The sequence below is a fragment of the Gordonia asplenii genome (genome assembly GCF_012933505.1).
GTDB classification, from domain to species: Bacteria; Actinomycetota; Actinomycetes; order Mycobacteriales; family Mycobacteriaceae; genus Gordonia; species Gordonia asplenii.
On the sequence record NZ_JABBNB010000002.1, the window covers coordinates 27,210 to 43,371 of the forward strand.

The window sequence follows — 16,162 nt, forward strand, 5'->3', positions numbered from 1 at the left end:
GTGTCTGATTTTGAAACGCTGGCCGCCGCATTTTCGCGAGTCTGGGGATCGGAGTCGGCGAGCGCCGACTTGATCGCCTTCGCCGCCGCCGCCGACCCGGCGGCGGTCGCCTTCGCGGGGGCCGCCGGCCCGGTGACGTTCGGTCAGCTTCAGACACAGGTCGCCGCACTGGCGGAGGTCTTCGCCGCCCAGGGACTCGACCCCGACGTCGCGGTCGGTGCCGCGGTCACCCCCGCGGTGTCGCCCGGGCGTCAACCGGCGGAGATCGCGGCGGCCACCCAACGGGCCATCGCGGATCTGCGCGCTGCGGCCATAGCGTCAACCGGCACGACAGACTTCGGCTCACTGCCGGGCATCTTCCGGTCTGTCGCGGCGCGGTTGGGCGAGCGGGTCGCGCTGAGCGACATGGCGGGCGCACAACTGACCTACGCCGAACTCGACGAGCGCTCCGACGCCCTCGCCGCGGGGCTCATCGCCGCCGGCGCGGGCGTCGAGACCCTCGTCGGTGTGGCGTTGCCGCGCACCGCGGAGCTGATCGTCGCGCTGCTCGCGGTGGTCAAGACCGGCGCCGCCTATCTGCCGCTGGACCGGTCGCATCCGGTGGATCGGCTGGCGGCCATCGTCGCCGACGCTCGACCGGTTCTCGCCCTCACCGACGCCGAGACGGCAGGCGCGTGGAACGAACTGCCGGTGGCGCTGGCCACCGTCGACGACACGATCGCCCGCGGCACCGACACGACACGCGCCGCGATTCCCAGCCGCGTCGACGGCGCTCATCCCGCGTATGTGATGTACACGTCGGGGTCGACCGGCAAGCCGAAGGGCGTCGTGGTGACCCATGCCGACGTCGTGACGCTGCTCTCGGCGATGGGCCGGGAATACGACTACACCCCCGACGACGTGTGGACGATGTTCCAGTCGTACGCCTTCGACGTGTCCGTCGGCGAGATCTGGGTGGCGCTGTCCTTCGGCGGTCGCCTGGTCGTGCTCGACTACCTCACCACCCGTACCCCCGATCTCTTCGTCGAGGTGCTGCAGCGGGAGTCGGTGACGATCGTCAACCTCACGCCGTCGGCGTTCTACCAGCTCGCCGGTGCCGTCCGCGAACCCGCACCCGGCCGGTTGCCGCAGTCGGTCCGGTCGATGATCTTCGTCGGCGAGGCCCTCGACTTCGAGCAGGTCCGACGCTGGTTCGCCGACCGCCGCCGCTACGACGACAACGACGGTCCTCAGCTCAACAACATGTACGGTCCCACCGAGGCGACCGTCTACATGACCCGACGCATCCTCACGCGCGAGTTCGTCGAGGCGACGGTGGCCAGCGACGTCGGTGTCGCGTTGCCCGGTTCGCAGATGTACGTTCTCGACGCCCGGCTGGCCAAAGCGCCCGACGGCGTGCCCGGCGACCTGTATCTTGCCGGCGATCAACTGGCCCGCGGCTACGCGGGGCGCTTCGCGCTCAACGCCACCCGATTCGTCGCCGACCCGTACGGCGCTCCCGGCGCGCGGATGTACCAGTCCGGCGACGTCGCCATCTTCCGCAACGGCAGCCTGGAGTTCCTCGGCCGCGCCGACGATCAGGTGAAGCTGCGCGGCTACCGCATCGAGCTCGGCGAGGTCGAGGCCGGTCTGCTCGCCGCCGACGGCGTGAACGCCGCGGCCGCCGCGATCAAGTCGCGTCCCGGCTTTCCAGATCAGCTCGTCGGGTACGTCGTCGGTGCCCAGGCCGACGGCGCAGAACTGGACATCGCGGCGATCCGCGCGACCGCGGCCACCAAGGTGCCCGACTACATGGTGCCCGACATCGTGGTGGTGCTCGAGCAGCTGCCGCTGAACGTGAACGGCAAGCTGGATCGAAAAGCGTTGCCGCAGCCGGTGATCACCGCGACGGCCGAGTTCGTCGCACCGGCCACCCCGACCGAGGAAGTGCTCGCCCGGGTCTTCGCCGAGGTGCTCGGACTCGACGAGATCAGCGTCGTCGAGTCGGTCTTCGACGTCGGCGGCAACTCGTTGCTCGCCGCGAAGATCGTCGGGCGGGCGTGTGACGAACTGGGCGTCGAGCTCAACCTGCGCGACCTGTTCGAGGCGCCGACGGTGCGTGCGTTCGCCGAACGGTCCGGGCACGTCGACGCCGGCCTGCCACCTATCGTCAAAGCCGACCCGCGGCCGCAGCGGGTGCCGCTTTCCTTTGCGCAGCAACGCATGTGGTTCATCAACCAATTCGAAACCGAAAGTCGCGACACCGCGGGCGCAGCCGTCGACGCCAGGCCGTCGACCTACAATCTGCCCGCTCTGCTGCGGCTGGACGGCGACCTCGACGTCGACGCCCTGCGCGCCGCCGTCGTCGACGCCGTGGTGCGCCACGAAGTCCTGCGTACGACTTTCCCGGCCCGCGACGGGGTCCCCGAGCAGGTCGTTTCTCCGGCGGATTCGGTTGAGAGCCAACTGGATTGGCGCATCGTCGACACACATGACGAGCTGATCGCCGGTGTCACAACGGGTTTCGACGTCACCAACCGGTGGCCGGTCCGCGCCCGACTGCTGCGTGAGCAGCAGGGCGGCGACGGATATGTCTTCGCGCTCGTCGTCCACCACATCGCCGCCGACGGTGAGTCGATGTTGCCGCTGGTCACCGACATCGTTGCGGCGTACACCGCGCGGGTCGCCGGCACCGCACCCGAATTCGCGCCGCTGGCAGTGCAATTCGCCGACTATGCGCTGTGGCAGCACGAAGTGTTGGGCACGCCGGACGATCCCGACTCGGTGATCGGCAAACAGACCGACTACTGGCGTGGGCAACTGGCCGGGCTGCCCGACGCTCTCGACCTGCCGACCGATCGGCCGCGTCCGCTGGTCGCCAGCCATCGCGGCGACCAGATCGACTTCACGGTTCCCGCCGACGTCGCCGATCGGGTGGGCGCGCTCGCCCGGGAAACCGGCACCACCGCGTTCATGGTGGTCCACGCCGCATTCGCGGTGCTGCTGGCCCGCCTCGCCACCACCGACGACGTCGCGGTGGCGACGCCGATCGCCGGTCGCGGCCAGGCCGCCCTCGATCATCTCGTCGGCATGTTCGTCAACACGCTCGTCCTGCGAACAGCAGTCGACGGCGCGGCGTCGTTCATCGATCTGCTGGCGCAGGTGCGTACCGTCGACCTCGACGCTTTCGCGCACGCCGACGTGCCCTTCGAGTCGGTGGTGGAGACCGTCGACCCGGTGCGCAGCGAGGCGTTCTCCCCACTCGCCCAGGTGATGCTGTCCTTCGACCCGGCGGCGTCGGCGCAGCGTCTCGACGTCGAGGTGGGCGGCGTCGGATTCGGCGTGATCGAGCCGCCGGTGGTACCCGCCCAGCTCGATCTGTCGATGATCCTGCGTTCGGGTCCCGACGGCGCCGACTGGGGCGGCACCGTGATCTTCGCGACCGACCTCTACGACCCGGCGACCGCAGACGGTTTCGCCGCGGCGTTCGTTCGGCTGCTCGACGCGCTGACCGTCGCCCCGTCCCGTCCGGTCGGCGACGCCGCACTGGTCTCCGACGCCGCGCGCGAACTGCTCGCCGCGCGGGAATCGGGCCCGACGGTGCCGGTGGCGACCGCGACGGTGACCGAGGTGATCGCGGCCACCGCGCAGCGCACCCCGGACGCCGTGGCGTTGTGGTTCGAAGGGCGTGAAGTCTCCTACGGCGAGTTCAGCGCTCGCGTCAATACCCTTGCCCGCCAATTGATCTCGCGAGGAGTGGGTCCCGACGTCGCGGTCGGTGTGACGATCGGCCGGTCGGTGGAGATGGTCGTAGCGATCCACGCGATCGTCGCCGCCGGCGGCCAGTACGTGCCGATCGACGCCTCCGCACCCGCCGAGCGGGTGCAGTACATGGTCGACACCGCCGACGTTTCGACCGTGCTGGTGCGGGCCGGAGCACGCCCGGATTGGGTTGCGGCGGTTGATATCTCGGTGATCGACGTCGATGCGACGGCAGCCGTTGCCCAGAGCGTCGAGCCGGTGACCGACGCGCAGCGCCTCGGTCCGATCCGCCCCGAGACGGCGATCTACACACTGTTCACGTCCGGCTCGACCGGCCGACCCAAGGGCGTCACCCTGCCGCACGATGCGGTGCTCAACCGGTTGTGGTGGGGGTTGGACGAGTTGCCGATCGACGCGTCGGATCGCGTGATTCTCAAGACGCCGTACACGTTCGACGTGTCGGTGCCGGAGTTGTTCGCGCCGCTGATGGTCGGTGCGACGATGATCGTGTTGCGCGACGGCGGGCATCTGGAGCCGTTGTACGTCGCCGATGTCATCGAACGGACGGCGGCGACGATGGTGCACTTCGTGCCGTCGATGTTGTCGGTGTTCGTCGAGGTCGTCGGCGTCCAGCGGATGTCGCGGATGTCGTCGGTGCGGATCGTGTCGACGACGGGTGAGGCGTTGCCGCCCGCGGTGGCCGCGGATGTCCGCTCCGCGTGGCCGGCTGCCGCCGCGCGTCGAGGTCGGCATTCCGCGCCCGAAACCGGAGTACTGTTCTACAACCTGTACGGCCCGACCGAGGCCGCCGTGGAGATCACCTATCGGGACATCCGCGAGGTGTCCGCGGCCGAGCCGTCGGTGCCGATCGGTGTGCCGGTGTGGAATTCGTCTGCGGTCGTGCTCGATTCGCGACTGCATCGGGTACCGGACGGAGTCGCGGGCGAGTTGTATCTCGGCGGCGTCCAGCTGGCGCGTGGCTATGCCTCGCGCGGTGACCTGACCGCAGATCGCTTCGTGGCCGATCCGTTCGGGGCGCCGGGCGCTCGGCTCTACCGGACCGGCGACCTCGTGCGCCGTCGGGCCGACGGTGTGCTGGAATACCTGGGCCGCACCGACTTCCAGGTGAAGCTGCGCGGTCAGCGCATCGAGCTCGGCGAGATCGAGGCGGCGATCGCCGCGGCACCCGGCGTGGTACACGCGGCGGCGACGGTGCTCGACACCGCCGACGGCGCCCAGCACTTGGTCGGCTTCGTCTCGCCGTCGTCGGTCGATCCCGATGAGGTGAAAACCTACGTCGCGCAATCCCTTCCGGTGTACATGGTGCCGTCGGTGTGGGTGCGCCTGGACGACGTGGTCCTCAACAGCGCGGGCAAGTTGGATCGCAAGGCACTGCCCGAGCCCGATTTCACCACGGCGGCAAGCGAATTCGTCGAGCCGGCGGGCGACCTCGAGATCCGGCTCGCCGCGGCCTTCGCCGATGTGCTCGGCGTCGAGCGGGTGTCGGCGGTCGCGTCGTTCTTCGACGTCGGCGGCAACTCGCTGTCGGCGATGCGACTGGCGGCCCGCGCCGCCGACGTGCTGGGCGTCGAGGTCTCGGTCCGCGACCTGTTCGCCGCACCGTCGGTGCGGGAGTTGATCCCGGCCGTCGAAGGACACGCGGGTACGTCGGCGCCGATCACGGCCGTCGATCCACGCCCGGCCACGGTGCCGTTGTCCTTTGCGCAGCAACGCATGTGGTTCATCAACCAGTACGATCCCGCGTCGTTCGCCTACAACATCCCGGTCGTCCTGAAACTGTCCGGGCCGCTCGACGTCGCCGCGTTGCGTGCCGCGGTCGGCGACGTCGTCGTACGCCACGAACCGCTGCGCACCACGTTCCCGGCGCGCGACGGCCAACCGTACCAATCGATAGCCGCCGCGGAGACTGCCGTGGCGAACCTCGATTTCGAGGTCGTCGATTCGATCGACCAGCTGCGCGCTAGCGTCACCACCGGATTCGACATCGCACGGGACTACCCGCTGCGGGTGCGGTTGTACGCTGAATCCGCCGATGAACACGTGGTCGCCGTCGTCATGCACCACATCTCCTCCGACGGTGCGTCGACGGCTCCGTTCATCGGTGATCTGATCACCGCCTACCTGGCTCGCCACGACGGTGACGCGCCCGAATTCGCCCCGCTGACAGTGCAATTCGCCGACTACGCGCTGTGGCAACAGCGCGAGCTCGGCAGCACCGACGACGCCACGTCGGTGGTCGGCAAGCAGGTCGCCTACTGGACCTCTCAGCTGGCCGGACTGCCCGACGTCATCGACCTGCCAACCACCTACCCGCGCCCCGCAGTCGCCACCGGTGCGGGTGCCCAGCACCTCTTCGAGTTCCCCGCGGACCTCGGCACCCGAGTGACCGAGTTCGCCCGCGCGGTCGGCGCGACCGATTTCATGGTCGTGCACGCAGCCCTCGCCGTGCTGCTCGCGCGGCTGAGCGCGGGCGATGACATCGCTGTCGGCACTCCCATCGCCGGCCGTGGCCGGGCGGTGCTCGATCCGCTCGTCGGAATGTTCGTCAACACGCTGATCCTGCGTACGCGCATCGACGGACATCGGTCGTTCACCGACCTGCTCGGCGACGTCAAGGCCGTGGACCTGGCCGCTTTCGCCAATGCCGACGTGCCGTTCGACACCGTGGTCGATGCGGTTGATCCCGTGCGCTCCAAGGCGTCTGCGCCGCTCGCGCAGGTGTGGCTGGCCGTCGATCAGTTCACGCTCCCCGAGCTTGCCGCCGCCGGGCTGGCCGGTGGGCACGTGGCAGGCGTCACCGTGCGCCCGGTCGGCGGCGAGGCCGTGCCCGCCCGCGTCGACCTTCTCGTCAACGTGGTGCCGTCAGCCGACGGACCGTGGTCGGGCTCGATCATCTACGCAACCGATCTGTTCGACAGCGACGCGATCGATACCTTCGTCGCCCAATTCTCCACCGTCCTGCGCAGCGTCGTCGACGCCGCCGACGATCCGGTCGGTGACATCGTCCTCGACGCCGGAGTCGGCCTCGCCGGCCTGGCGTCGGCCACGGCGCCGGTGGAACCGGAGCCGATAGTCGTTGCGGGCGACGTAGATTCATACTCCGATGCGGTGGTCGCCGGTGGTCCGGGTACAGCTCCGACGCTCCTGCGTGACCTATTCGCGCGGGTTGTCGCGGCGCATCCCCACCGGCAGGCCGTGACCGACGCCGCCGGGCGGCGCCTCACCTACGCCGAGCTCGACGCACGGTCGAATCAGCTCGCCCGGTGGTTGATCGGACGCGGCGTCGGACCCGAGACCTTGGTGGCGCTCGCACTCGAACGGTCGGTCACGCTGCTCACCGCGATCTGGGCGGTGGCCAAGACCGGCGGCGGATACGTTCCGATCGACCCCGACTATCCGTCCGAACGTGTCGCCGGAATGATCGAAGATTCCTCGGCCGTGATCGGCCTCACCGGTTCCGGCGTCGGCGAACTGCCCGGCGACGGATTCGACTGGGTTCGGCTCGACGACCCGGCGAATACCGCGCAGATCGACGGTCTCTCCGATTCGCCGATCGACGACGCGGAGCTGCTCGCCGCACCGAACACGGCCAACATCGCGTATGTGATCTACACATCCGGGTCAACGGGCCGGCCGAAGGGTGTGGCCGTGACTCACTCAGGCCTCGCGAACTTCGCTGTAGAGGAACTACGGATGTCGGGCGCCGACGAGCAGTCGCGGATCCTCGGATTCGCCTCGCCGAGCTTCGACGCGTCGGTGCTCGAGTACCTGCTCGCAACCGTCTCCGGCGGTGTGCTGATCTACCGGCCGTCCGACGCGGTGGGTGCACAGGCGTTGTCCGATTTCATGATGCGGCAAGCGGTGTCGCACACCTTCCTGACGCCCACCGTCCTCGCGAGCATGGATCCCGCAGAGGTGCCTGCGCTGCGCGTGGTCTACGCCGGCGGCGAGGCGGTTCCGCTGGTGCTGAAGGACGAGTGGGCGCGCGGCCCGCGGATCCAGAACCTGTACGGGCCGACCGAAACGACGATCGGCGTTACGATCAGTGCGCCCATGCAGGTCGGTGCCCCGGTCCGGCTCGGTCCACCGATCGCCGGTGTCGGGCTGTTGGTCCTCGACAATCGCCTGCGGCCGGTCACCGTAGGTGTGCCTGGCGAGCTCTATGTGATCGGTAATGCATTATCCCGCGGATACCTCGGCCGTTTTGGTCTGACCGCTGAGAATTTCGTCGCCAATCCCTTCGGTGCACCCGGTTCCCGGATGTACCGCACCGGCGACGTGGTGCGCTGGCGCCTCGACGACGCACGACGCCCCGAACTGGAGTATTCCGGGCGCAGCGACGACCAGGTCAAGCTGCGCGGGCTGCGTATCGAGCTGGGCGAGATCGAAGCGGTGCTCGCCGAGCATCCCGCGGTGCGCTCATCAGTAGTCGTCGGTGTCGGCGGATCGATCGCGACCGCACTGGCGGCCTACGTGGTGGGTGGCGCGCAGTCGCTAGACGTCGCCGACTTGCGAGCATTCGCGGGCGCGCGTCTGCCCGCTCACATGGTGCCCGGGTCGATCATGGTGCTCGACGCCCTGCCGCTCACCCCGGTGGGCAAGCTGGACAAGGCAGCTCTGCCCGAGCCGGAGTTCGAGGCGGGCGAATACGTCGAACCGGCGACCGCAGCCGAACGAGCTGTCGCCGAGATATTCGCGGATCTGCTCGGAATCACCGAGGTTTCGGCGACGGCATCGTTCTTCGACCTCGGTGGAAACTCGCTCTCCGCGACCAGGTTGACAGCACGTGTAGGCGAAGCCCTCGGCGCGCAGCTGTCGATCCGGGATGTCTTCGACGCGCCGACGGTGCGTGAACTCGCTGCGACCGCACTGTCCGACGACGTCGCCTTCGCGCCGATCGTCGCCGCCGAGCCCCGCCCGGACCGTATCCCACTGTCGTTCGCGCAGCAGCGAATGTGGTTCATCAACCGCTTCGAGCCGGCATCGGCGGTGTACAACATCCCCGCGGTGCTCCGGCTGACCGGCGACCTCGACGTCGAGGCGCTGCGCGCCGCGGTCACCGACGTCGTGGCGCGGCACGAGATCCTGCGTACCCGGTTCCCCGCGGACGGCGGCGAGCCGTTCCAGCAGATCGACGACGTGTCGGCGTTCGACGCCAGCGGTGTCTGGGCGGCGGCGTCGTCGCAGGCTGACATCGAGGCCGCGGTGATGACCGGTTTCGACGTCACCGCGCAGTGGCCGATACGCGTGCGATTGCTCACGGTATCGCCGACCGAGTACGTCCTCGCGGTGGTCACTCATCACATCGGTGCCGACGGTGAATCGATGACACCGCTGGTCGGTGACCTGGTCACGGCGTACGCAGCCCGGGCGGCGGGCGAACTCCCGACCTTTGCGCCGCTCGCGGTGCAGTTCGCCGACTTCGCTGTTTGGCAGCACACCGAGCTGGGGTCGCCCGACGATGCCGACAGCGTCGTCGGAGAGCAACTGCGGTATTGGCAGCGTCAACTCGCGGGTCTGCCCGGCGTGCTGGACCTGCCATCCGATCGACCACGCCCGGCAGTCGCGACTCGGCGCGGCGCGCGCTACTGCGCGCAGATCCCGGCGACCGTCGCATCGAGGATCGGCGAGGTGGCGCGCGAACACGGCGTGACACCGTTCATCGTCCTGCACAGTGCCCTCGCGGTGCTCCTGGCTCGACTGTCGGCCTCGACCGACATCGCCATCGCGACGCCCGTCGCCGGCCGAGGCCAGGCGGTGCTCGACCCGGTCGTCGGAATGTTCGTCAACACGCTGGTGCTGCGTACGCAGGTGGAGCCCGCAACCGACTTCACCGCGTTGCTCGCGGCCGCCCGCACGACGGACCTGGACGCCTTCGGCAATGCCGACGTACCGTTCGAATCGGTCGTCGAACGCGTCAACCCGATCCGGTCCGAAGCATTCGCACCGCTCGCACAGGTGATGCTGTCGCTCGACCCGGCGGCCGGTCTGGGCGACGGCGCCGAACTCACCGGTGTGCGGATCACGCCGCTCGACCCGGGCGTCGTCGGCGCTCAACTCGACCTGACCCTCATCGTCTCCACCGCCTCGGACGCTGCCGCGTGGGAGACCGAGATCGTTTATGCGACAGACCTTTTCGATGAGGCGACGATCGCGGACGTGCACGCCCGGTTCGTCAGTCTCCTCGACCAGTTGCTCGACGCTCCGACGATGTCGATCGGCGACGCCGTGCTCACACTCGCCGGCGAAGACGTCACGATCGAACGTGCCGAACGCGGCGACACCGTCGGTGTCGCGGCGGGTCAGACGCTCTGGGATGCCGTCGCAGCTCAGATCACCGCCACGCCGGACGCACCCGCCCTCGAGTATCAGGGCCGGAGTCTGTCGTATGCGCAATTCGGTGCATCGGTCAGTACGCTTGCGCGGCAACTGGTTTCGGTGGGAATCGGACCGGAATCGGCGGTAGCGGTGGCGATGGAGCGCACCGTCGAAATGGTGGTGGCCGTCCATGCGGTAGTCGCGGCGGGCGGACAGTACGTCCCGGTCGATGTGACCGCACCTGCGGACCGCGTGGCCTACATGTTCGACACGGCGAACGTCGTCGCGCTGCTGGTCGGTGATCGGACGGCGAGCGCCGCCGCGACGGCTACCGCAGCCGACCGAGGCATCCCGGTGGTCGACGTCGACGTCGCACCCGCGGATCCGGCGTCGGCGCTGTTCGGCGATGCCGAACGCAATTCCGTTCTGACCGAAGATAATTCGGCCTACACTCTGTTCACCTCGGGGTCGACCGGACGCCCCAAGGGAGTCACGCTGTCGCACCGCGCTGTGCTGAACAGGTTGTGGTGGGGCCTGCAGGAGTTGCCCATCGACGCGACCGACACCGTGATGCTCAAGACGCCGTACACCTTCGACGTGTCGGTGCCCGAGCTCTTCGCCACGTTGTTCGCCGGTGCGCGGCTCACCATCCTGCCCGCCGACGCTCACCTCGACCCGATCGTCGTCGCACAGGAGATCGAGCGCACCCGCACGACGATGGTGCAGTTCGTGCCGTCGATGTTGTCGGTGTTCATCGAAATCGTCGGACCCGAACGTATCGCGGCGATGTCGTGGATGCGGATCGTCGTGGCCACCGGTGAGGCGTTGCCGCCCGCGGTGGGCGCCGAACTGCTGCGGCTGCTTCCGGTGGCGACCCGAACGCATCAAACCGGCGTGTTGATGCACAACCAGTACGGGCCCACCGAGGCCGCGGTTCAGGTGACCGACATCAGCATCGAAGGTGTGTCGGCCGCCGATTCGTCGGTGCCGATCGGTGTGCCGGTGTGGAACACGTCGACGCTGGTCCTCGATACACGTCTGCACCGCGTTCCCGACGGTGTCGCGGGTGAGCTCTACCTCGGCGGTGTCCAACTGGCACGCGGCTATGCGTCGCGCGGCGATCTGACGGCGGAGCGATTCGTCGCCGACCCGTTCGGTGCGGGTGAACGCCTCTACCGGACCGGCGACTTGGTTCGTCGTCGCGCCGACGGCGTCCTGGAATACCTGGGGCGCACCGACTTCCAGGTGAAGCTGCGCGGGCAGCGCATCGAACTCGGCGAGATCGAGTCCGCGCTCGCCGCGGCGCCCGGGGTGGTGCATGCGGCGGCGACGGTGATCGACACACCGGCCGGCGGGCAACACCTCGTCGGCTACCTCTCGCCGTCGCGAGTCGATCTCGACGCGGTGAAGGAGTCGGTGGCACAGGCGCTGGCAAGCTACATGGTGCCCACCGTCTGGGTGCCCTTCGACGATGTGCAACTCAATTCCGCGGGCAAACTCGATCGCCGGGCCCTGCCTGAACCCGACTTCGGTGCCACGGACGAATTCGTCGCGCCTGCCACGGCTGCCGAGGAAACGCTCGCCGCTGTGGTGGCGGACGTGCTCGGCGTGGAACGGGTATCGGTGACGGCATCGTTCTTCGACGTCGGCGGCAACTCGCTGTCGGCCATGCGGGTGGCCGCCCGTGCGAGCGAAGCCCTCGGAGTCAACCTGTCGGTCCGAGATGTGTTCGAGGCGAACACGATTCGGCACCTGGCGGCGATCGCCCAACGGGGCGAGGCGGCGCTCGCGCCGATCACCGCGGTCCTCCCGCGGCCCGATCGCATCCCGCTGTCCTTCGCTCAGGCGCGGATGTGGTTCATCAACCAGTTCGAGCCCGGCGACTCCACGTACAACATCCCCGCGGTGCTGCGGCTGACCGGACCGCTCGACGTGGCGGCGCTGCGCGCCGCGGTAGTCGACGCGGTGATCCGGCACGAGGTGTTGCGCACCACCTTCCCGTCCGTCGACGGCGGGCCGGTGCAGGTCATCGGTGTTGCCGATTCGGTTGAGCACCAACTGGACTGGCGTAGCGTCGGATCGCGGGACGAACTGTTCGCCGACGTCGTCGAGGGCTTCGACGTCGCGCTGCGCGCGCCGCTGCGCGCACGTCTGTGGTCGGTGAGCGACGACGAGCACGTCTTCGCGCTCGTCGTTCATCACATCGCCACCGACGGTGAGTCGATGCTGCCGCTGGTCACCGACATCGTCGCCGCCTACTCGGCCCGCGCGCAGGGCCGCACCCCCGACTTCGTGCCGCTCGACGTCCAGTTCGCCGACTTCGCGATCTGGCAGCACTCGGTACTCGGTTCGCCCGACGACCCGGAGTCGGTGATCGGGCGCCAGCTCGCCTACTGGAAGACTCAGCTGGCGGGCCTTCCCGACGTTCTGGAACTGCCGACCGACCGCCCGCGCCCGCTGATCGCGTCGCATCACGGCGCCACCGCGTCGTTCGACATTCCCGCCGAGGTCACCACCGCGGTCGCCGATCTCGCCCGCGCTCATGGGGCGACGCCGTTCATGGTGTTTCATGCCGCGCTGGCCGTGCTGCTGTCGCGGCTGTCGGCGACCGATGACATCGCCATCGCCACGCCGGTGGCAGGCCGCGGTCAGCGAGTGCTCGACCCGCTGGTCGGCATGTTCGTCAACACCCTGGTGCTGCGTACCCACGTGGGTGTCGCCGACGATTTCGCCGCCGTACTCGAGCGGGTCCGCACGTCGGACATGGATGGGTTCGCCCATGCCGACGTGCCTTTCGAGGTCGTCGTCGATGCCCTGGATCCTGTTCGCTCCGAAGCGTTTTCGCCGCTCGCGCAGGTGATGCTCTCGCTCGACCCGGCCGCCTCGGCACACTCGGCGGCAACCGTCGTCGACGGCGTCGAGATCAGTGAATACGACGTCGACATCGTTCCCGCTCAGCTGGACCTGTCGGTCGTGGTGCGCTCGTCCGATGCGGGTGAGCGATGGTCGGGAACCGCGATCTACGCCACAGATCTCTTCGACGCCGCCACCGTCGCGGCGATGATGCGGCGATTCGTGAGTCTGCTCACCGAACTGACCGCCGCACCGCACGCGCCGGTCGGCGACGCCGCATGGCTGGGTGACGCCGAGCGCGCCGCCGCCATCGCGCGCTCGACCGGTGACTCGGTGGACGTCGCGTCGGTGACGGTTGCTGATGCGGTTGTTGCGGGGTTGGCTGGGGCTGGTGCGGGGACGGCGTTGTGGTTTGAGGGGCGTGGTGTGTCTGTCGCCGAGTTCGGTGCTCGGGTGAATGTGCTTGCGCGCGGGTTGATTTCGGCGGGTGTGGGGCCGAATGTGGCGGTGGGTGTGGCTGTTGATCGTGGTGTGGAGATGGTTGTCGCGATTCATGCTGTGGTGGCTGCGGGTGGGCAGTATGTGCCGATTGATCCGGCGGTTCCGGTGGATCGGGTGGAGTACATGGTGTCGGTCGCGGACGTCCGGATTGTGGTGACGGCGGCTGGGGTGGTGCCGGAGTCGGTTGCGGCGTTGGGTGATTCGGTGCGCGTGGTGGAGGTGGACGGGTCGGGGGATGTCGATGTGTCGGTGCGGTCGGTGTCGGATGCGGATCGGTTGGCGCCGTTGCGGGCTGATGATGCGGTTTATACGTTGTTCACGTCGGGGTCGACGGGTCGGCCGAAGGGTGTGACGGTGTCGCATCGGTCGGTGTTGAACCGGTTGGTGTGGGGGATTGACACGTTCGGGCTTTCGGCGGCTGATCGGGTGGTGTTGAAGACGCCGTTTACGTTTGATGTGTCGGTGCCGGAGTTGTTCGCTCCGGTGTTGGCGGGTGCGACTGTGGTGATCGCTCGGCCGGGTGGGCATACCGATCCGGAGTATCTCGTCGACCTGTTGGCGGAGTCGGCGGCGACGTCGGTGCATTTTGTGCCGTCGATGTTGTCGGTGTTTTTGGAGGTGGTTGCCTCGGAGCGGTTGTCGGCGTTGACCTCGTTGAAGTGGGTGTTCGCTTCTGGTGAGGCGTTGCCGCCGGCGGTGGTGGGTAAGGCGCATGCGGTGTGGCCGCATGTCGGTATCCACAATTTGTTTGGTCCGACGGAGGCGGCGGTGGAGGTGTCGTGGGCGGATGTGTCTGACGCGCCGGCGGTGGTGTCTATTGGTGCGCCGGTGTGGAATACGGAGACGCTGGTGTTGGATGCGCGGTTGCGTCCGGTGCCGGTGGGGGTTCCGGGTGAGTTGTATCTGGGTGGGGTGCAGATCGCGCGTGGTTATGCGGGGCAGTCCGGCTTGACTGCTGAGCGGTTTGTCGCTGATCCGTTCGGTGTGGTTGGTTCGCGGTTGTATCGTACGGGTGATTTGGTGCGCTGGAATGCCGGTGGTGAGGTCGAGTATTTGGGTCGTACCGATTTTCAGGTGAAGTTGCGTGGTCAGCGGATCGAGTTGGGTGAGATCGAGTCGGTGTTGGCTGGGGCTGCTGGGGTGGTGAAGGCTGCGGTGACGGTGGCGTCGACGCCGTCGGGTGCGCAGCATTTGGTGGCGTATGTGTCGCCGGTGTCGGTGGATGTGGAGGTATTGAGAACTGTTGTGGGGCAGGCGTTGCCGTCGTATATGGTGCCGTCGGTGTGGACGGTGCTCGACGATATCGCGCTCAATAGTGCGGGTAAGATCGACCGCCGCGCCCTACCCGCCCCCGATTTCGGGTCGCTGGACACCGACTACGTCGCCCCCGTCGGCGAACTGGAAGAGCAGTTGGCGACTGTCGTCGCCGGGCTACTGGGACTCGAGCGGGTCAGCGTCACCGAGTCGTTCTTCGCGCTCGGCGGCGACTCGATCATGTCGATCCAGCTCGCCTCGGCGATGCGGGCCGCCGGTCACGGCCTCTCACCACGACAGATCTTCGAGCTGAAGACCGTGCGCGACATGGCGCGCGCGATCGCCGGCGGAGGGCAGGCACTGCCCGCCCTGGCCGAGCTCGACGGCGGCGCGTCCGGTGCCGTCGAACTGCCGCCGGTGGTGTCCTGGATGCTCGAATACTCAGATACGCCAACCGATTTCGCCGACTACTCGCAAGCGGCCGCGCTGATCGCCCCGGCCGAACTCACCGCGGAATCACTGGACGAGGTACTCGGCGTGGTCATCGACCACCACCCGATGCTGTCGGCGCGCCTAGACCGCGACGCCGCAGGCGAATGGGAACTCGTCGCCGGCACACGCCGGACCGGCGAGACGACCGACCAGCGGCCGATCGTCTCGGTCGCGGCGTCGACCGCGACCGTTGGCACCGAGCAGTTCGACGCAGACCTCCTTGCCGCGCACGCCCGCGCGTCGAGCGAACTCGACCCCGCATCGGGCACCCTCGTACACGCGGTGCTCGTCACCGACCCGACCGGCACCGGCCGAATCGTGTTGGCAATCCATCACATCGGCGTCGACGCCGTGTCCTGGCAGACCATCATCGAAGACCTCATCACCGCGTGGGCACAGCGCGGTGCGGGCATCGCATATGCCCTGCGCGACACCGGAACATCGCAGCGCGCCTGGCTCGCCGCACTGGCCGCGACGACGCCGGGCCGTACGGGCGAGGTCGACTACTGGCTGCGAACGCTGCGCGACGCGCCCACCGATTTCGGTGTGGCACTCGACAAGTCGCGCGACCGCGGACACACCGCGCGGACCATCGAGCACCGCGTGGACGCGGACGTCACCGAGTCGCTGCTGACCGCGGTGCCAGAAGCGTTCGGCGGCAACGTGAATGACGCGTTGCTGGCCGGCCTCGCGCGTGCGGTGCGGTCGTGGCAGGCGGCCCGGGGGATCGTCGACGACGATCCGATCGGTGTGCTGCTCGAGGGGCATGGCCGCTACGAGGAGGTGCTGGCCACCGGGCCGAACGCCGCCCGCGCGGATCTGTCCCGGTCGGTCGGCTGGTTCACGTCGATCGCACCGATGCGCCTGGATCCAGGCGCCGACCCGGTCCACGCGGTGAAGGCCGCCAAGGAACAGCGGCTGGGACAACCGGATTCGGGTATCGGCTTCGGCTGGCTGCGCTACCACGCCGACACCGCGCTCG

Annotated in this window: 1 protein-coding gene (running past one end of the window); it reads left to right on the forward strand. The window is 68.5% G+C overall.

All coding sequences use genetic code 11. The annotated features are described in order from the left end of the window. On the forward strand, positions 1 to 16,162 hold the start of the coding sequence (locus HH308_RS02495) for a non-ribosomal peptide synthase/polyketide synthase (RefSeq protein WP_170192600.1). It continues 32,231 nt past the right edge of the window; 16,162 of the gene's 48,393 nt are visible here — the first part of the coding sequence; its start codon is at positions 1 to 3; its stop codon lies beyond the right edge, outside the window.